General features: G+C 31.8%; 16 protein-coding genes and 1 pseudogene. 8 read left to right on the top strand and 9 right to left on the bottom strand.

The window, feature by feature from the left end; genetic code table 11:
- Positions 1-74: 74 nt before the first annotated feature.
- Entirely contained in the window at positions 75-506 is a 432-nt protein-coding gene (locus tag ABD766_RS10730; protein ID WP_344816691.1) for a hypothetical protein, read from the top strand.
- A 91-nt stretch (positions 507-597) separates the two neighbouring features.
- Here the strand turns inward: ABD766_RS10730 and ABD766_RS10725 are convergent, their stop codons facing one another.
- Positions 598-2220 carry a hypothetical protein gene (locus ABD766_RS10725; RefSeq protein ID WP_344816690.1) on the bottom strand — a complete coding sequence of 541 codons (1623 nt, stop codon included), beginning with the start codon at positions 2218-2220 and terminating at the stop codon, positions 598-600.
- A gap of 132 nt (positions 2221-2352) precedes the next feature.
- Between ABD766_RS10725 and ABD766_RS10720 the strand changes: the two genes are divergently transcribed.
- The 5 genes from ABD766_RS10720 to ABD766_RS10700 all read left to right on the top strand — a co-directional run bounded on the left by ABD766_RS10720 (position 2353) and on the right by ABD766_RS10700 (position 6416).
- Entirely contained in the window at positions 2353-3051 is a 699-nt protein-coding gene (locus ABD766_RS10720) for a DUF1826 domain-containing protein (protein WP_344816689.1), read from the top strand.
- A gap of 423 nt (positions 3052-3474) precedes the next feature.
- On the top strand, positions 3475-5127 hold the full coding sequence (locus ABD766_RS10715; protein ID WP_344816688.1) for a tetratricopeptide repeat-containing sensor histidine kinase: 1653 nt from the start codon (positions 3475-3477) through the stop codon (positions 5125-5127).
- A gap of 10 nt (positions 5128-5137) precedes the next feature.
- A complete protein-coding gene (locus ABD766_RS10710; protein ID WP_344816687.1) occupies positions 5138-5806 on the top strand; it encodes a DNA-binding transcriptional response regulator in 669 nt (222 codons plus the stop codon).
- 103 nt (positions 5807-5909) lie between these two features.
- On the top strand, positions 5910-6194 hold the full coding sequence (locus tag ABD766_RS10705; RefSeq protein WP_344816686.1) for a DUF6804 family protein: 285 nt from the start codon (positions 5910-5912) through the stop codon (positions 6192-6194).
- A 12-nt stretch (positions 6195-6206) separates the two neighbouring features.
- On the top strand, positions 6207-6416 hold the full coding sequence (locus ABD766_RS10700; protein ID WP_344816685.1) for a KTSC domain-containing protein: 210 nt from the start codon (positions 6207-6209) through the stop codon (positions 6414-6416).
- A gap of 77 nt (positions 6417-6493) precedes the next feature.
- Here the strand turns inward: ABD766_RS10700 and ABD766_RS10695 are convergent, their stop codons facing one another.
- The 6 genes from ABD766_RS10695 to ABD766_RS10670 all read right to left on the bottom strand — a co-directional run bounded on the left by ABD766_RS10695 (position 6494) and on the right by ABD766_RS10670 (position 14758).
- The gene (locus ABD766_RS10695; RefSeq protein WP_344816684.1) at positions 6494-7063 is read right to left on the bottom strand and encodes a hypothetical protein; all 570 of its coding nucleotides are present in this window, start codon (positions 7061-7063) and stop codon (positions 6494-6496) included.
- Positions 7064-7279: 216 nt separating this feature from the next.
- Entirely contained in the window at positions 7280-8623 is a 1344-nt protein-coding gene (locus ABD766_RS10690; protein WP_344816683.1) for a phospholipase D-like domain-containing protein, read from the bottom strand.
- Entirely contained in the window at positions 8623-11952 is a 3330-nt protein-coding gene (locus tag ABD766_RS10685) for an AAA domain-containing protein (RefSeq protein WP_344816682.1), read from the bottom strand. Before ABD766_RS10685 ends, ABD766_RS10690 begins: the two co-directional genes overlap by 1 nt.
- Positions 11953-12106: 154 nt before the next feature.
- Complete coding sequence (locus ABD766_RS10680) at positions 12107-13399, bottom strand: type II toxin-antitoxin system HipA family toxin (protein ID WP_344816681.1); 1293 nt, start codon at positions 13397-13399, stop codon at positions 12107-12109.
- Positions 13399-13764 carry a helix-turn-helix domain-containing protein gene (locus ABD766_RS10675; protein WP_344816680.1) on the bottom strand — a complete coding sequence of 122 codons (366 nt, stop codon included), beginning with the start codon at positions 13762-13764 and terminating at the stop codon, positions 13399-13401. The genes ABD766_RS10680 and ABD766_RS10675 overlap by 1 nt, the downstream gene beginning before the upstream one ends.
- Positions 13765-14287: 523 nt before the next feature.
- Positions 14288-14758: a hypothetical protein gene (locus ABD766_RS10670; protein ID WP_344816679.1), complete on the bottom strand. Its 471-nt coding sequence runs from the start codon at positions 14756-14758 to the stop codon at positions 14288-14290.
- Between the two features lie 33 nt (positions 14759-14791).
- Between ABD766_RS10670 and ABD766_RS10665 the strand changes: the two are divergent.
- Positions 14792-14914 (top strand): annotated as a pseudogene (locus ABD766_RS10665) (DUF1826 domain-containing protein); the annotation flags it as partial.
- Between the two features lie 43 nt (positions 14915-14957).
- On the top strand, positions 14958-15938 hold the full coding sequence (locus tag ABD766_RS10660; RefSeq protein WP_344816678.1) for an HNH endonuclease: 981 nt from the start codon (positions 14958-14960) through the stop codon (positions 15936-15938).
- A 33-nt stretch (positions 15939-15971) separates the two neighbouring features.
- Here the strand turns inward: ABD766_RS10660 and ABD766_RS10655 are convergent, their stop codons facing one another.
- Complete coding sequence (locus ABD766_RS10655; RefSeq protein ID WP_344816677.1) at positions 15972-16469, bottom strand: hypothetical protein; 498 nt, start codon at positions 16467-16469, stop codon at positions 15972-15974.
- 32 nt (positions 16470-16501) lie between these two features.
- Positions 16502-19501 (bottom strand): type I restriction endonuclease subunit R, encoded by a 3000-nt coding sequence (locus ABD766_RS10650; RefSeq protein ID WP_344816676.1) that lies wholly within the window; start codon positions 19499-19501, stop codon positions 16502-16504.
- Between the last annotated feature and the right edge of the window lie 5 nt (positions 19502-19506).

Here is a 19506-nt window from a genome sequence, read left to right as displayed (position 1 = left end):
ACCTCAAACCTATTTATTTTTTTTGAATAATACAACATTTGTTTTTTGTATCTTTAGTTTTTAAAAATCAGCAAATGAGTAATTTTATTTCTATCATGAACTTAAGAGCCAATAGAGCCATGCCTTTGAAAAGCGTGCTCCATGATACGAAAAAATTCACGCTATTGCATTTCGAAACTATGGAAGCCAAACCGCATCCAGAATGTATTAAAATTAGCATCACAGAAGAAGAGCATAGCGAAGAGTTTACTACTTATCTGAATTACAATGCCACTTTAAAAGCTTATGATTTCCATCAAGTCAATAGAACGTTCTATCCTAAATATCAATCCATAAAAGTAGAGGTTGTAGTGAATGAGGACGAAATAGGCAAAGACCTTAAATATAGTTTTACGTTAATTATTAAAGAGGATAGTGACGACGACGGTGATGGTTATTTTATAAAAAGACCAAAGTCTTCACCAGGGAAAACAGTAGGTTTTAAGACTATTGAAAAAGTTATTTAGTTATCGCTATTTTATAGTATTGCTATAAAAAAGGTATGGCATAAAAAAAAGGATAACTCGAGTTATCCTTTTTTTAATTTATCTAAACTTATTATTTACACTCGTCAAGCGCTTGTGCAAACGATAAGATACTTTCTAAGTTGTTTTTAAACTCTTTTTTGTCGACTCTAGCTAATAGTTCCGGACAACCTGCAGCTAATTCTTCAAAACGTTTTTTCGGTCCTAACATCCAAGAGGCAGAAGCATTCGATTTTCCTTCCGATTCGTTAGCTGCTTTGACGATAATTTCTCCATTAAAATATTGATAAACCGACATCTTTTTTCCAGCATACATTTCTTTAACGAATTTTTTACTAGCTCCAGAAAGTGTTACACCTCCATTTTCAGTCGAAACTTTGAACGCTACTGTTGCAAACTCTTCACCATTACTTAGGATTAATTTGTTTACTTCATTCGCTTTAAAACTTCTTTCAGAGAATTTTCCTTGGAAATCTTTTACAGTTACCATTACAGCATCACTTAAGTTTAATCCTCTGCTTTTTGGCATATAACCAGTAATTGTATCTTTTTTGATAGTCAAGATATAAGCCAAAGTATAGTTTGGATCGGTTTCAATGCTATAAGGTGCTGATTGCGAATAAGAAGGATTTGAATTGTAAACTTGTTGTTGAGGTACATTTTCTTCAAATATAAAATTCTTAGTATCAACAGGAAAGTGTCTTGTTTTTAATTGATTAACATTAAATAACGCAATATTGTTGTCATTTTCTTTAATCATTGTTTTTCCATCTCCTGGGTCGTAATCGTTGGTAACTAAGATATTAGCCCATTCGTTAGACTTAGCTGGTTGGTCTAAATAGTTGTAGATTTTAGCTAAATTATAGTAAGCACTGTAACGTATTTTTCTATCAGCTTTAGAATCAGTAGTATATTTGTTAGACAATGATTTGAAATAGTTGATTGGTTCTTCCAATTCTTTTTCAAAACCATCTACTGGTTCAGCAAAGTTCATTTTGTCAAAAACCGCTTTGGCTTGTAAGTAAGCATTGTATTCAGCCGCTTGCTCTGGGTGTTTTTTATTTGCCAAAATCCAAAATTGGTCTTTACCTTCTTTTATTGGGTAACCAAATTCGTTGTTTAGTTCGTTATTCAAACGGTTCACTACTTCATTCAAATAGTTGTTTATTATAGTACTTTGTAGTGAATACTGACCATTTTGTGCTTGGTTGTAATTCTCAGTTTCAGTTCCTTTTATGGTATTAGAACCATTGAAACTGATGATTTTGTTGATTTTACCATCACCACTTACCACTTTTGCATTTCCTTGTTGGCTATAAGAAACCACAGGAGTGTAATAGTATCTAGTAGATTGAACTCCGTTTCTATCTTTGTTAGTAACCGTTCTAGTAGTTACTTCTTTTTTGGTAACCACTGGGTTCTGAAGCATTACTTCAACACTCATATAACCATTTTTTTCTCTTTTTTCTAAACCAGAGATGGTTACTTGGTTTTCAATAAAGTACTTCGATTTGTTGTACAACAAAGAGCGGTCAAAAGAAATTAAAAACGAATAGTTTCTATTTTTCTTATCCAAGATAGGTTTCGTAGGAAGTTGTACATAAGAGTAGTTGATTTCAAACGGATCTAAATCGGTAGATTGCGCAAAAAAACTACAAGACGCAAGCAGGAATAATGCTAAAAAAACTTTTTTCATAAGTAAGGTTTAATTTTTACAAATATATAAAAAGTTCGTTAGTTCCAACCAACCAATGTTTTTATTAAAAAACTAATTTTTAGAGGGTTTATGTACTAATTTTGCAACGCGTTACCAAACTTATTTACCTATATGAACCCTACATTTTCTAACAGCAAACAAATTGGAATCGTTACCTCTTTTTCGGAACTGATACAAACCGATTTTGAAGGAACTCGCAATGCGCTGTGCTGGTACCGAAATTTGGAAGGCGATTTTAAAGAGCTAGTAAGCAAACTCCAATTGAAAGAGAACATCACCGAAGTAACTCCCAAAGACCTATTGGCTCTGCAACTTTCACCACAAGGAAATTGCGCTAGAGAAATTATCTTAAAGGATTTGCAAGAACTAACCGACCTTGGAGCAGCTCCAGTGCTCAACTTACTCCAATGTTACGAACGCGATACCGACTTTGATTTCATTACTACCGATGTGTATTCCTTTCATGTAGACCGTTCGCCCATTGCCGCCGACACTTTTTTGTGTACCTATCACGGAGCAGCAAGCGACCTCATTGCCAACGATGAAGCCCAACAAAAAATACTAGTTCCCGAAATTAGAGCACAATTAAAAGACCTCCACGATGGCCCAGAAGCTGAATTTGAAGACTTTTTAAAAGAAAATTATTTCGATTTGCATTACCAAGCGCAACCCAACGCCACTCCAATTAACTTAGGCGTAGGTCATCTATGGCGACTGGCAGTAGACCATCCAACACAACAAGTGTTACCATGCATTCACAGAGCACCCATTGAAAAGGATGGTGAATATCGGTTGTTGTTGATTTGTTAGAAAATTTAATATTTGGTAATGTTTCAGATGCAAATCCAACTTCTTCACTTTGGCAATCAACCAAGTCATAATGATCTTCTTTTCACTCCATACATTCTTTTTCTTTGAAAAACATACTTTTCGCACCAAACAATCCCAAAACAACCAACGAACCAATTCCAATTTTTTGTTTAAATTTACTTTTACCGACTCCAATTATATCATCTTTCTTAATAATCGGTTTATCATCCTTCTTTACAAGTTCGTTTTGTTTACTTGTTGTAACCTTCGTTTTCTTAATTTTTTCTGTTAAATCATCTGGATTTAATTTGTCAAATTTATTAAGTGGATAAGTTGGATACACTCCTCCGCCACCGCCACCTGTAACACCATAATTAAATAGAAATATTTTTCTATTCTAATTAAAATCGATAATTTCAGGGAATGATATTTAAAAAAGTACATTTCCCGATTTTTATTGTAATTGTGTTTTCTATTTTTATTTCATGTAATAAGAAAATAGAAAATCCAAAAAATGAGAACTATAATTTAAATATAGAAAAAGCATTATCATTTTATAACAAACAAGAATATGATAGTGCTTACTATTATTTTTATAAAGCTAATGATGCTTGTTCAGATCAGGAAAAGGAAAGAAGGGTATATGCTTTATATTATCTTGCAGAAATACAACAAAAAAGATGTGATTTTTCAGGAAGTGAAGCAACTGCAACAAGCATAATTTCTATTTTACCTGATTATAAAAGTATAAATACAACTTATAATCTAATTGGAATATCGCACTTGGAACAGTATAATTATGAAAGTGCTCATAAATATTTCAATCTTGCAAAAAGTACTGCCTTAACTGAAGAAGATAAATTGGTTTATATAAATAATATAGCTTATACTTATATAGAATCGAAAGAATATAATAAAGCGGGACAATTACTTCTAAATCTTTCTAAAGATATTTCACTCATTAAAGACAAATCCAATTATGCCAAAGTTCTTGATAATCTTGGATATGCTTATTTTAAATTGAACAATCCTAAAGCAATTGATTATTTAAATCAATCTTTAAAAATCCGTGATAGTATTAATAATAATTCTGAGCTAATTGCTTCTTACATGGATATGGCGGAGTATTATTTAAAATCGAATTTGAAATTATCTAATGATTTTGCTCAAAAAGCCTACAATGCTGCTACAGCAATCAACAGTCCAGATGACAGAATTGAAGCTATTAAGTTTCTAATTGCTTCATCCAACACTAATGAGGTAAAAAGTCTTGCTTTAAAGCAAATGAATATTTCGGATAGCATTAATAAAGTAAGACAAAACTCAAAGACACAATTTGCTAAAATTAAGTACGATGCCAACATAGCTTTAAAAGAAAGCGAAAAGCAAAAAAGTCAAAAACAACTCTACCTTTCATTGTTCATTTTTGTATCCACAATATCTTTATTTGTGTTTTTTACAATTCGTTCAAAAAACAGAAGAAAGCTTCAAAAAGCAACTTACGAAACCGAAACTAGAATTTCCAAAAAGCTTCATGATGAATTAGCTAATGATGTTTTTAACGCTATGACTTATGCAGATACACAAGATTTGAACAATCCAACCAATAAAGAATTTCTTCTTGAAAACTTAGATAAAATCTACACGCAATCAAGAAATATTTCTAAAGAAAACAGCCAAATTGATACTGGTGATAATTTTGAAGCTGTTCTTAAAGCCATGCTTTCAAGTTATAACAGCAACAATATTAATGTTATTGTAAAAAATAATACCGCTCCAGCAGACTGGCAAAAACTCAAGAAAGAATCCAAAATAGTTATCTACAGAACTTTGCAAGAATTGATGGTAAACATGAGAAAACACAGTGGCTGTAGCTTGGTAGTAATTGGATTTGAAACCTATAAAAAAGGTGTCGAAATCAATTATTCAGACAACGGAATAGGATGTTCAGATTTGTTAAATTTAAAAAAAGGTTTGCAAAATGCGGAAAACCGTATTTTATCCATAAACGGAACTATTACTTTTGAAACGGAAACTAATAAAGGATTCAAAGCAAAATTGAAAATACCTAAATAATTACAAAGTCATGTTTAAGAAAGTAATAATAGCGGAAGATTTTGATAGTATTAACTTAGCGGTGATGCAAGTACTAAGTGAACTTGGAGTTACAGAAATTCACCATGCTAAATACTGTGATGATGCACAATTAAAAATCAAGAAAGCCATTCTTGACAACGAACCATTTGATTTATTAATAAGTGATTTGTCTTTTAGAGCTGATCATAGAAAAGTACAATTAATTTCTGGTGATGATTTGATAAAATGGGTAAGAGAAGTACAACCCGATTTAAAAATAATAGTGCACTCGGTTGAAGATAAAACCTTTCATATAAAATCTCTTTTTGAAAATCAAAATATTGATGGTTTTGTAATTAAAGGACGTAGAAGTATTCATGAATTGAAAAAAGCAATCAAAAACCTTTTTCAAACTAATGAAAAGTATATTTCACCCGAAATGGAACATTTACTTCAGGACAAAACAATTAATGAAATTGATAATTTTGATATTGAACTTATAAAACAATTATCATTAGGTGTCCCACAAGATAAAATGGACATCAAATTCAAAGAATTAGGCATAACTCCAAGCAGTAAAAGCACTATTGAAAAAAGAATCGGCAAACTCAAAGATTACTTTAAAGCCAACAATACCGTTCATTTAATCTCTATTGCTAAAGATTTAGGAATAGTATAAAAACTCTCTTTTTTATTTCTTTATTCTCTTTACGGTTTCCCGTAAGGTATACTCTTTTATTGGTTTTAAGTTTGAAATATTATTTTAAAATAATATTTCATTTATGAGAACAATATGTATGATATGCGCTGTTATTGCTTTGATAGCTTGCTTTGATATGCCAATAGGCTACTATACTTTTTTAAGAATGGCAATTACAATCGGAGCCATTTTGGTATTGTTTAAGGAGGTTCAAAAAGATGTAAACCTTTTTGGAATAACCTTTATTTGTTTAGCAATTCTCTTCAATCCTATAATTCCTATTTATCTCTACAAAAAATCAATTTGGATGTCAATAGACATCTCTACAGGATTTATTTTTTTGATATATGGCTTTAAAGAAAATTAAAACATGTATATCATGACTAAATACCCAATAAACTCTATTAATATACTCAATGTGGGATATGATGAAGAGAATCAAATTTTAGGAATAGAGTTCAAACGCAAAGTAATTCACCTCTATTTTGAAGTGCCACTAGACGAATTTGTGGCTTTTATGAAAGCCGATGACATCGAAGAATTTTATTTCGATTTCATACAGTACAAATATCATTTTGATGTTTTTTGAGTTTTTTTACCGTTTTACGGAAAACCCTAAAGAATAGAAATTTTATGGTTTTATGTTTGGTGATTTATTCACTTTTATTAGATTTCAAAACTATGAATTCTAATAAAATTACTATCGGTTTTGTTACTTTTCAAAATTTTACCATTGTATTTAAATCTATTTTCAAGTAGAAGTAGTTCCTTGTGTTTTATAAAATTAAATTCTAAACGCTCTTTGCTAAAATCATCTAACATTACTTCGCAAGAAGCAATCTTTCCAAATTCTAAAGTTTCGATATAAATTCCACTTGAAAGTTCTTTTAAATCTTCTGAAAAGGTAATATTGTAGATAGGGAAGAGGGTAACATTCTTTAAATTAGCAACCCATATTTTCTCTTTTTTCCCATCAAACCAAAGATCAATTTGATTGGATGAATTTTCGGTAACACCTGAGATTACATTTCCTTTTAAATCAATAAATGAAGTAGTGCTTTCCAATCGTAATTTTGGATAAAAGAATGGGTCTAATAAAGCTTGATGCAGCGGTTGATTCATTCCAGAAGCAATGCTACTATAATACTCCATTTCGATGGGTGTTAAAAGTACTTTCTTTAAAGTCCATAACTCTCCAAAAATATTGATTTTGAGTTTCTTGTTGGTTATGGACATTTGGGGTAATTTATAATTTATTCAAAAATATAAAAATTAGAAGAAAATTATTGGTATTGAAGAGTATATGTTTTTATAAAAACTGTGTCTTTAATTTTTTTTAGAGCGTTGGGAAGGAGTGCCCTATGGAACCATCAGCGTCATTTCTACTACTGACTTTTTTTCGTGATAGAATCTATTATTAGAACATTAAAACTAAATCCTTTTAGAATTGAATTAAATTTTATCAATCTTGTATTGATTGAAAACTTGTGTCCATTTTTTTGAAACGTCTAAGCTAATTAATAAGGTTTCTTCATTGGCTACTTTTTGACCTTCATTTTTATTGAATGATAAAAAATTGAAGCTACCATGAATGTAATATTCATTGTCTTTTATCACTAATTTTTTATGTGATCCAACCATATTTTTATTTCCTGTACTTTCAAAATGTGTTGGTAAATGAATCAATTTAAAGTTCTTATAATTTTGAACTAATCGTTCCATTTCTCTTATTGCTTTGAAATCATGCTCATCATTTCCTTCAATACCATAAAGCACCATAATATTTACTTTTCTTTTTAGTGCTGTTTCTAATTCTGGAATGTAATTTAAAGCTGCTCTTTTTATCCAAGGACTTTCTATTAGGAGTTTTTCTTTTGAATTCTGAATAGCTTCAATGAATTTTGCTTTGGTTTCCCAAATTGACAAGGTTTCTATTTGAGCTTTGTTTTCTAGTGTTGGGATTTTCTCAAATACAATTTCATTATTTTTTATGTCTAACTCAATATTTGCCACAATAGCTCTCTCTGAATCGGTAAAATCATAAATGATATTTGGGTATTCTTGTGAAAGAATTTTAGTTAAACGTTTATTCAATGAATATTCCTTGTTTCTATTTCTAATTTCGATTCTTGGTTCTAATTCATTTTCTTTTTCTCTTGTTGGAATGTATTCAATTAAAAAGTAATCGTTAAAAACTTCTTTATCAAACTTGATTTCATTTTCATCGTAATCTACCAAAAATGCTTTTCCTGCTTTGTCCTTTTTATAGATATCACCCAATTGTTCACTCTTCCCTTTTAATAATTCTGGGCTTTTATTTTTAAATTTAATTTTGGGTTGTATTTTATTTTGAACATTATAATCATTGTAAAAAGAAAAATCATTTTGTAAAACTTCATCTGAATAAGCATCAATATAAAATTCAAACTCCTCTTCAGATAAAATTTTAAGAATACTATTGTCTTTACTAAATTCTTCACCTGATTCAGTTATCATCCATTCATTCGATATAAAATCTAAGTATCCTCTCTCTCGAAGAAAGTAAAGTTCTCTTAAAATAAAATCGTCTTTGTCTAATCCTAAAAAATGTGTTAGTTCACTTTCGGTATTTATTCCGGATTTTATTGCTTTAATAAAAATTGCATACACCTGTTGAATTGATTCTTCAGGTGATTTATTGACCATTGCATTAATTACTACTTTTCTGTAGGGATATGCAATCGGAATAATTTCATTGATTCGGTAATTACTTGGACATTGGTCTTCAAGTTTTTTATATATTTCTTTTATATCCATTAGAAAATTTGTTCAATATTAGTAACTATCCATTCTTTTTTAATTTCTTTTAAATACCTTCTTAAAGCAGGTGTTTCTCCTTTTAGATAAGGTGCTTCTGCTGACAATAACCAATTATAATTTCCTATAATTATCAGTAGTTTCTTTTGTCGAGAAAGCGCTACATTAATACGATTTGCATTGGCTAGAAAACCTAAATTTTTTTGATTACTTCTAACCAAATCAAAGATTATAATATCCTTTTCTAAACCTTGAAATTTATCGACAACAGATAATGTTACATTTTCTGATTTTATATTTTTACATTTTCTGTAATCAAAATTTTTATTCATTACATACTTTATTTCTTGAACTTGAGCCGAATATCCTGTGATTAAACCAATAGAATATTTTTTAACTATAGGGTATTGGTCTAAGCGTTTTAAAATTTCTGGAATTAATTTAGCACTTCCTTCATTTTTAGAAGAACTATTACCACTAGTTTTACTATCGCAATTATTTCCTGTATCTAAAAAAATGATAGAACTATTTACTTTTAAATCTAAATTATGTTCTTTTTCAATAGGTCTTTTGGCTGGTAGAATTGGTTCATCTCCATACGGTTCGTAAAAGCATTTGGAAGTCAGTACAACTTGGTCGTGTGAGCTTCTACGGCATACTTCTAATTGGCTTTTGAAATCATCATCTATGTTGGTGATGATTTGTTCGAACAAACTTGGTCTGTTAAAATAATCATCATAGCTGTCAAATTCTTCATCTGGTTTAAAGGTTGATCGCAACCATTTTTCAACTTCTCTTGTTCCTGTTAGCATCGGTCTGAGTTGTCTATGGTCTCCAACTAAAATTGCCTTGTTAGCTAAAACTAATGGAATAAGTGATTCGGCAGTAGTTGCTTTACCGCTTTCATCCATAATTACATAGTCAAACTCGAAATTATATTTAGCATATTTTTTTGAGGCAATATGATTTGTAGTTGCTCCAATTACCCGAATGCTATCAATTAACTTTTGATTTAGATTACTCTTTTCATCTAAAGAGCTTATTGTTGCTAGCCAATCTTTGTAAAGATTTTGCTTGATGAAATATTCTTCAAAATTGACTTTCGTTTTATTTGATAACTCCTTAATCAGTTCGCTTTCAGAATTTAAAAAGTTTTTTAGGAATTGAATTTCAATAGTACCATCAATTTCTTTTTTTAATTCATTTACTTTATATTCCCAACTTTTATTGTATGATATAATTTCAATTATCAGATCTAGATTTGCATTGGATTTTCTAACCTCAGTCAAAAAACGTTCTTTAACTGGTCTCCAATTTTCTTTGGTAGTTTTTCTGATTTTTTCTTTCCAACCTTCAATTTTTCTCTCTAACGTATGCTTTGCTAAACTTGGTTTTGGCTGTCTTACACCACTTAATCTAACAAACGGAATGTCTTTTTCTAAAAGATTATCTAACACATTATCCACCGCATCATTGGTTTGAGAAGTAATTAAAATCTTAGCGTTTGGTTGTTTGTTTAAAATTTGAAATACTATTTCAGTAATTACAGTAGTTTTCCCTGTTCCTGGTGGACCTTGAATGATGGTTAATGGTTCTCTATTTAATGCATTAATAACCGCTTTTTGTTGGTTATCACTATATACAAATGGATTTCCTTTGTCGTCTGTTTGATATATCTCTTCTAATGAATGAATGTCTAAAAACTTACTTTGTAAGTCTTTTGGGTTGAATAAATAATGAATTAAATCTCTGTTTTGAACATCATTAAATTCTACTTTTTTAATAGCTTCTAGTTGACGTTTTTTTTCTTCTTCTTGTTTACTAATATTTTGAAATAAATATCCTTTTGATGGTATTGCATCAAAAGATAATTTTTCACAATCTTTGAATTTTATGATTCTTAACTTAGTATCAAAATCATAAGCTATACCTGAAAACTTCAGTGGTTTTTTTATTTGTTTTTTATCGGCAGTATCGCTTAATATGTATTCAAACTCTTCTGGATGTGGTGGTAAAGATTGATCAATATGGTTAACGATTAATCCCTGATTGCTGTATTTTTCATTATCCTCTACTTTAAACCAAACTTCATCTTCACTTTTCTTTTCAAAACTAGTGTACGTCAAACGAAGTGAGTTTTTTTCTATTACTTCGAGTTCTTTTGAAATTAAATCTTTATAAAACTTTAATTCTTTGTTAGTTTCTTGTTTTCCTTTTCTATAGCTGCCTTCTTTATCTTTTTCTTTTAGTATTTTTTTTAGTATTGGTGTTAAATTAAAAGTTGTGTAACTGTAACAATCAAACTTAACTGGTACTCCAATTTTTTGCGCATATTTCTCAGCCGTTTTTTTACTATCGTCTATGCTTTCCTTTTTGGAATGGTTCCTAATTACTAATTGTTTGTCAGACACTACCCAAAGACAATGTAAGTAATAATTTTTGGTATAAATATCTAGTAAATAGTTTTCCTTAGTACTGTTTTGAGCTTTTGGCAAAACGTTTATTTTTGGCAACCATTTTCCATCATCAACACCGTTTAACTCTTTAATTATTTCTTTGGTAAATTCGCCTTTAACTTCAATACTATTGGCTTTTTCAAACGGACTACTAAATAGTATTGCACCAATAGCTTCTTTTAAGTTGGAATAGTTTATTCGTTGGTCTGGTGCATTTTCGCAGCATCTATCAATCAGTTCATTGATGGTTGAAAACTCTGTCAATTCTCTTTTTTCAAAGTACCATTCAATTATTTTACCAATAGAATAAATATCTGATTGATGCGGAAAACCTTTACTGACTTTTCTATTCCATTTTTCTGGAGCAGCAAAATCTCTTGCAAAAATTTCTAATTCTTTTTCTTGACTTAAAGTTGTGGCAATATCTGCAATACCAAAATCAATTAGAAAGAAATCTTCATTTTCATCAATTAAAATATTGGCAGGATTAATATCGCCATGGGTAATTCTAAAGTTTTGATTAAGTTCTTTTAAGCATGCTACACTATTTTCAATACCCTTTAAAAAAACGGTTGGTTTAAGTGAATACAACTCATTTTCTAGTGTTCTTGCTTGAATGAATTGAAAAATTATACAATATGCCTGTTCGTTTTCATCCCAATCGTACTCAATGATTTTTGCTAAGTTTTTATGGGTAGCTTTTTTTAAGTTTCGTAATTTATCAAACAAAATTTTGCTTGCTTGAGAGTTTTGCTCAATACCTTTAATCCATTTTGCAAAATAATTGTTTTCAAATTCGTCTTGAACAACTGCTGTTATAGAATACCCTCTCTCTTCTTTTTTACGGTTTATTTGGTATTTTCCTAGAATCATATATTGGTTTATATTTTTATATTTCTTTTCTGAAGTCTCTATAACTTAAATAGAAGTCCAAAATATTAAAATTATTTGTAAGTAAAGAAGTTTTTATAAATAATAGAGGAAAGTATTTGTAATTACTATTGGCGGTAGATGAGATTTTCTTTTACTACTTAAAAGTAATTAAAGTTGATTTTATGGCTTCTTTCAATTTAGGTTCTACTTTTGTTTCTTCCGCAAATTTGGTCCAGTTTTTTACTGTCTCACTAGTTTGATGGATGATTTCTGTTGCTTTTTTGATGTTCATCGATTTGGCAACTGTCAATAAATCTTCTTTAGTGATTGCATTTCTTTTACCGTTAATACTTAAAGCATGTTGACTTACCCATTCGCTTCCCGGTCTGTAAGCATGGCAAATATCGTAGGCCGGTGTTAGTTCCCAACCTTGGTTTTTTCTTAGACGAAAAGCAAAATTTTTGGTGTGATCATCACAGTTTCGTGCCATTACATTAAAGACCATTCTTCGGAACATCTGTTCGGCTTGTGGATAGGGAAGTCTTAATAGTCGCATTGTTTGAAATAACTGCTCATAGCTGTAACTATTGACGTTATTGAAGTCAAAGTGCTGCATGGCGCAAAAGGTTTGGATATGGTGTTTGATATCCCCATTCTCTCTGTCAAAACGTTGTGTCATGAAGTGTGCTCTACCATTTTCTTCTAATAATTGGCATTCGGTCATTTCAATTTCGCAGGCTTTTGCCATCAGATAATAGGCCATTTCTACACGACCATATCCTGTTGAAGCTCCGAATTGACTGTCACTTACACCATCTAATTTTATCAACCAATGGTTAAATCCTTTAGGTGCTTTGGCTTGGCCAGATTTGATGATTCCCGTTTTTTCGTTATAAGCAATAATTGCTTTTGGTCTGGCGCCACCTGCTGATGTACCAATTTTTAGAATGTCAAGGAGTGCCTTTTGTTCATCATGATTTAGGTTGGTTTCAAATTCTTGTCGGTTGTTGACTACTTCCTGTGTTATTTTAACCAAGTTGTCCATTTCGATAGTGAAAGCGGTTTGATTGGATTTGAAATTTACAGGTTCAAATTCCAGAGCACCCATTCCACGTGTACCAATAAAGCATAATAACTCGACCGGATTTAAACTGTTTTCCGGACGACCATTTTGTGCTAACCAAGCGTTTATTAATTGATTCCCATATTTATCGGGCATAACATCGGCGAGTAAGCCTGGTAATCCTTTGAAGGTAGTATTTCTAACTAAATCCGGGAAGGAAAAAATTCGGTTGGCTTGATTTAGAGGCATTTTTAAAGGTGCGACTTCCCAGTTGTTTGCTATGAATTTCGGGTCGTATTCGAAACTGGCTGTTTGTGTGTTGGTATCCCATGCCACAGCTCCCACTCGTTCATTCCAAAGGTATATAAAAGCGGTTGTAATCATTACCAGTCGGATTTGTTGTCGTTACTATTGTCTTTGTTTCTGGCTCTTTGTCTTTTATTTTGTTCCAATTTGGCTAATTGTAACGGACTTACTTGTTCTTGTATTTTGAATACCTCCATGATGTAGAGCAGGTTCAACACTCTTAGGACTTGTAGTAGGGATTGTAGTGTGATTTTTTCTCCTTTTTCTATTTGGGTTATGGTAGAGCGATTAATCCCGGCCTCTGTAGCGAGTTGCTGCTGTGTTTTGTTTTGTAGCAAACGATGGTGTTTTACAAAAGCCCCAATAGTTTCTACTAAAGCCCCATCACTCATTGCTAACCAAGTATTGCTTGAAATATCCATCATAAACTGTTTTATTTTCATTTAATGCTGATTATTTCCAACAAAAATAGCAAATAATATTCTAAATAAGGTGTTTTTTTGTTATTTTATTTCTTTATAGTTTACCAAAATTCAATATTACGGCGATAATCGCCGGTGTTATGGGAAAAATTAAACTAGGTACTTCTTAGAAAACATGTGATTATTCGGAGAAGTTTTACCTCAACTTATTCTTTTTATCGCAAATCGCGATATGCAATAGGTGTTCCCTTTTTTTGTTTGTTCGCGGAACGTGTAAATTGATGCAATCTTTATGATTTTTTGTTTGTGCGCTTTGCTTGGGATGGTCAGGATGTATTTTTAAACACAAACGGCACAAAAGTTTTTTTGGTTTCTTTTTTATTTAAAGATAACAGCAGAGGTTAGGAGACTTAGGAGAGTTTGGATAAAAAATACCCTCGTTTGATAAAGTTACCATTGCATAATAAACTTGATTGGTTTATTGTGCAAAAAGAGGTTTATCGTTTTGTTATTCAATTGTTTATTGAGGAATAGCAATGAATTTTTATTCTATGGATAAACAAATCCCGATATGGTCGCTTAGTTTTTTATCGTGATTCCAGGTTTTGATTGTCACTTTTTTATTTTTAATGAAATCTTTACTTATTACAATATGGTCCACATTGTTTTCAATAGCTGCAGTTACGTTTGTGAGTTTCAATTTTTCAAAAGCATTATTTAATTTATTTCGTGCATCATGACTAGGATACACTCTTCCTGAAAAAGTAACGTTTAAATCACCAATAATGCAAAATGGTTTTTTGGAAGTTAGCTTTTCAAAGTCTAAAAGTTGATTTTCTAAATCACTTTTGAAGCGTTCCCCAATTCCTCCAAAAACACCTATGATTGTTGCATAGACATTTAATATGCCATTTGTGGTTTCAATTTGGGCACAAACCGATGTATAGCTATCAAAGGTTTTATGCTGCAAGCCTATTTTATATTTTGTCCAAATTGTAGGGTGTCCATTTGACAACTTATTTATACTTACAAATTGCAATAAGGAACTAACTTAGGCAAAGATCTTGTTTGGCGACTGGCAGTAGACCATCCAACACAAAAAGTATCACCATGCATTCACAGAGCACCAATTGAAAAGGATGGAGAATATAGGTTGTTGTTGATTTGTTAGATAACCTAAATAACACTATTTTTATGCAATCATTTAAGATAATATGACAAACGAGCAAGTAAAAAATACTTACATAAAATATTTAACCAAATTAAACAGAGCGACCAATAATGGAATAAAGGCACCTCATAAGCCAATTCTTTTATTGTCTATTTTGCAGCTAATAAGAAAAGGTGAAATTACTTCCAATCGAATATTTATTACACCAGAATTAGTTCTTGCATTTAAAAGCAATTGGAATACTCTTGTTACTACAAACAATATATGCACATTTGCTTTACCATTCTTCCATTTAAAAAGTGAACCTTTTTGGCATTTGACTTATTTAAGAAGTGGAGCAGGAGCATTAAAAAGTATAAGTACATTAAAAAGCTTAAACGACACTATAGCCTTTGCCGAAATCGACCAACCTCTTTTTCTTTTAATGGCAGATGCTGTTACTAATACTATGTTAGAAAATATACTTTTAGAATTCTATTTTCCATCAAGCACAGCCTCTTATTTAAAGGAAGCATCCGATTTGCAATATACTTTAGAGTTAGAAATAAAAAATCAAATAGTAAACGATACTAAAGAAGAATACCAAACCAAAATGCAATCTCTTGAAGAAGTATTAACTGAAGAAGAAATTCAAGAAGAACGTTTCATCAGGGGTGGAATATTTAAAAAAGAAATCCCACGAATTTACAACCACCAATGTTGCATTTCTGGAATGAAGATTCAAACCACTAGTAATGCACAAATGGTAGATGCCTGTCATATTATTCCTTTTAGTATTTCTAATGATGATACCATCTCGAATGGCATTTGCTTATCGCCTAATTTACATCGTGCTTTTGACAGAGGTTTATTTACTATCAACGAAGAGTACATAGTTAGAATATCACCATCAGTTAATGAATCTAATAGTCCTTATGGAATTACACAATTTGCAGGAAAACGTATTGACTTGCCTAAAGAACTTAAACTTTATCCCTCAATTCAAAATTTAAGTTGGCATCGTAAGGAGTGTTTTGTGTTATAAATTGTTTAATGAGTCTTTAATATTAAAAAGAAATTAAGCTCTCCTCTCACTAAACCGTTCCTTAGCTTGTTCCATTATTTTTGACATATCTTTTCCTTTAAAAGAACAGAACGCTATCATATCATTCTCAATTACACGTTGAATTTCTTCTGCTTTGTCTGAAATAGATTTAATTTTTTGAAATAACTCCTCTTTTATATTTCCTGCATTAAAATTTTCTTCATTTCCAATGATAACACCATGAACCAACCAGTTTCTTTGATTTAAAAAAGAGTTTAATTCCTCTTGTATGACCGTATTAAAGAGTTTCTTTTCTGAAGCAGTACCTATGGCTCTGCCTAAAGTATATCCCTGCTGCTTTTTTAAAAATTCATCAGCTTTCTCCTTTGATTCATCAGGATTCATTTTAATAGTAACCGAATGACTTAATGCTTGTTCTAGCGCTTGAATTTTTATCAAAGCTTCTCCAAGAAAACAATACAAAGTAATTTCATTTGTATTGGCTTGCATTACATTTACTTTTTCTTTCATATTATTTTTTTACTTTCAAACCTACTAATAATCTATGCCCTCCACTCGCTAAACTGTCCTTCGGCTTGTTCCATAATTTCTTGCAGAATAGTATTCAATTCTAAGATATTTACTTTACCACGTAATTCCTTTTTAACGGCTAATCTTATTGCAGCTTTGGCATCTTCTTTATTCATCCAGTCGATTTGTAGATTGCTTTTTACTGCTTTTACTACACCATGAACTACATCTTGTATTGGACCAGTTTCGTTGATGATATCTTTTTTGGAAGCGAGAATATCATAGAATGCCAACTCTTCATCACTTAATCCCAATTCTTTTATTCTGTGGTCTTCTTCTTGAAGTTCTTTGGCTCTTTCAATTAATTCCGCTATTGTTGTGTAAGAATCAATCGCATTGGTGTGATAGCGGTCGATTACTTTTTCTAATTCTTCTTTTAGTGAAGTATATTTTTTGATGTTTTTGTGCAACCTCAGTTTTACTTCATCCATTAAAATGGAACGCATTAACGCAATTTTAATATCAATACTGTCTTTCTCTTGTTTTGCTCCAAGCAAGAAATCTTCGTTTAATATAGAGATATCAGCTCGTTCTAATCCTGCCATTGCAAATACATCAACAATATCTTCCGATTCGATACTGCGACTAATTAATTCCTTTATCTGGTCTTTTTGATTGCCTTTTCCTGTTCTTACGGATTTAGCATTTCTAATGGCTTTCGATAAATGTTGCATGAACAAGACATCGACTGCAAATTCTTGTATTTCTGGTTGCGATTTAACTATAGATAACAAACCAGTTAATTTCTTTTCTTCCAACATAAACTGATTGGATGGCTCGTCGTATTTAATGATTTTATTCAATGCATTACTAACCAATAATACTTTATCTCCATCGCGTAATCCTTTCCAATTGCTGTAATCTATGGCTTCTGGTAACAACGATTTACACACATCAACCTGATTATAAAACATATTCAAGGCTTGTGTCATATCGATGGTTGGTTTACCTTTTCCGCCACCTCCAGTATATTTACTCGTTGCTGTTTTTAGTTGGTCGCCAATACCAATATAATCTACAATTACACCTGATGGTTTGTCTTTAAAAACTCTGTTGGTTCTGGTGATGGCTTGCATTAAATTATGTCCTTTCATAATCTTGTCAACATACATCGTATGCACACAAGGCGCATCAAAACCTGTTAACCACATATCGCGAACAATCACAATTTCAAGTTTATCCTTCGGATTTCTGAAACGTTTCTTTAATGCTTCGGTAGCATCTTGTGTTCTTATGTGCTCGTTCCATTCTATAGGATCGGTTGAGATATTTCCTGTCATTACTACTGCTATTTCAGGACAACCTTCAATGGCTTTTAAGGCATCATACATTTTGACACTATTTCTTCTACTCATGCACACAATCATCGCTTTACCAGGCAAGGTTTCAGTACGATTTTTAAAGTGCTTCATGATGTCGTTGGCAATTTTCTCAACACGTTCTTTTGAACCTGCTGCATCCTCAATAGCTGCCCATTTTAAATTGCTGTCATCTTCTACATCAGCCGTAATTACATCAACTTCGGCATCAATATTTTCATTCCATAAATGCAACTTGGCAAGTCGTGGTTCGTAATAGATTGGCACTGTTGCTTTATCATCAACTGCTTGTTTGATGTCGTAAATGTGTATCGTTTCTCCAAAAACTTCTTGCGTATCGGCATCTTTACTATCTACTGGTGTTCCTGTAAAGCCTATGAAAGATGCATTAGGCAACGCTTTTCGCAAATTAGAAGCAAAACCATCCAACAAACCATATTGGGTTCTGTGGGCTTCGTCTGCCATAACAATAATGTTTTCACGTTCCGATAAAATAGGATGTTCGATTTCACCTAATTGATTATCGTTACTCATTTTTAAACGGAACTTTTCGATAGTAGTAAAAATCACGCCACCGCTTCCTGTAGATAACAATCTTCGTAAATCATCTGTGGAGTCAGCGTGTTGCACATCACCAACTAAGTCTTTGGCTAAAACAAAGTTTTCATACAATTGGAAGTCCAAATCACTTCTATCGACTTGTACGACAATCGTTGGATTTTTCAACTCAGGCAAACTTCTAAGTATGCCGGCATAAATTGCCATTGAGATACTTTTTCCGCTTCCTTGCGTGTGCCATATTACACCAATACGACCGTCACCAAATGGTTTGATAGCTTTTTTAGCAGCTTCTACGGCAAAGTTTACACCAAAGAATTGATGGTATTTGGCACCTTTTTTTATTAAGTTGCCGTTATGGTCTTCAAAGAAGACGAAGTTTTTTATGTAATTCAGTAATCGTTCTTTAGGAAACAAGCCATTGATCAACGTATGCATTTGAAAATCATCGGCAATGGTAGTGATACCATCCATACTTTTCCATGCAGCATACCATTCGGTGGAAGCATTGAACATACCGTGTTGCGCTTCGTTTCCGTCACTTATTATGGAGATGGCATTGTATTCAAACAATAGCGGAATGTCTTTTTTGTAATGTTCAATTTGATTGAAAGCTTCGGCTATGGTGGTGTTTTCATTGAACCAGTTTTTAAGTTCAAACAATACTAACGGAATACCGTTGATGTAAATAATAATATCTGGTCGGCGTTTGTTTTTGCCTACAATGCTAAACTGATTTACTACCCAAAAGGTATTGTTTAATGGGTTTTGAAAATCGATTGGGTAAAGGTGAACCGCTTTTTCATTACCATTAGCATCTTTATATTCATAGTCTAAACCTTTGGTAAGTTTAAGATGAAAAGCACGATTTCTATAAACAACGTCAGCACCTACATTATTGCAAAAATCGGCTACTGCCAAATGTTGTATTTCTTCTGGTAAGTGTGGGTATTGTTGTTGGATAAACGACAGCAGTTGCCCTTTCAAGATAACCGCATTGGCATTTTCTGGCAACTCAGTACCTTTTATGTGGCTATATCCTAAATCGGTGAGCCAGTCTATTGTGGCTTGTTCTATTAGTGCTTCTGTGGTCATTTTTT

The organism is Flavobacterium cheonanense, assembly GCF_039539185.1.
Taxonomy (GTDB): domain Bacteria; phylum Bacteroidota; class Bacteroidia; order Flavobacteriales; family Flavobacteriaceae; genus Flavobacterium; species Flavobacterium cheonanense.
This window is presented reverse-complemented; position numbering and strand designations above follow the sequence as displayed.

Coding starts and splice junctions, on each gene's coding strand:
- ABD766_RS10730 (WP_344816691.1), top strand. CDS start 75: ATGAGTAATTTTATTTCTATCATGAACTTAAGAGCCAATAGAGCCATG.
- ABD766_RS10725 (WP_344816690.1), bottom strand. CDS start 2,220: ATGAAAAAAGTTTTTTTAGCATTATTCCTGCTTGCGTCTTGTAGTTTT.
- ABD766_RS10720 (WP_344816689.1), top strand. CDS start 2,353: ATGAACCCTACATTTTCTAACAGCAAACAAATTGGAATCGTTACCTCT.
- ABD766_RS10715 (WP_344816688.1), top strand. CDS start 3,475: ATGATATTTAAAAAAGTACATTTCCCGATTTTTATTGTAATTGTGTTT.
- ABD766_RS10710 (WP_344816687.1), top strand. CDS start 5,138: ATGTTTAAGAAAGTAATAATAGCGGAAGATTTTGATAGTATTAACTTA.
- ABD766_RS10705 (WP_344816686.1), top strand. CDS start 5,910: ATGAGAACAATATGTATGATATGCGCTGTTATTGCTTTGATAGCTTGC.
- ABD766_RS10700 (WP_344816685.1), top strand. CDS start 6,207: ATGACTAAATACCCAATAAACTCTATTAATATACTCAATGTGGGATAT.
- ABD766_RS10695 (WP_344816684.1), bottom strand. CDS start 7,063: ATGTCCATAACCAACAAGAAACTCAAAATCAATATTTTTGGAGAGTTA.
- ABD766_RS10690 (WP_344816683.1), bottom strand. CDS start 8,623: ATGGATATAAAAGAAATATATAAAAAACTTGAAGACCAATGTCCAAGT.
- ABD766_RS10685 (WP_344816682.1), bottom strand. CDS start 11,952: ATGATTCTAGGAAAATACCAAATAAACCGTAAAAAAGAAGAGAGAGGG.
- ABD766_RS10680 (WP_344816681.1), bottom strand. CDS start 13,399: ATGATTACAACCGCTTTTATATACCTTTGGAATGAACGAGTGGGAGCT.
- ABD766_RS10675 (WP_344816680.1), bottom strand. CDS start 13,764: ATGAAAATAAAACAGTTTATGATGGATATTTCAAGCAATACTTGGTTA.
- ABD766_RS10660 (WP_344816678.1), top strand. CDS start 14,958: ATGACAAACGAGCAAGTAAAAAATACTTACATAAAATATTTAACCAAA.
- ABD766_RS10655 (WP_344816677.1), bottom strand. CDS start 16,469: ATGAAAGAAAAAGTAAATGTAATGCAAGCCAATACAAATGAAATTACT.
- ABD766_RS10650 (WP_344816676.1), bottom strand. CDS start 19,501: ATGACCACAGAAGCACTAATAGAACAAGCCACAATAGACTGGCTCACC.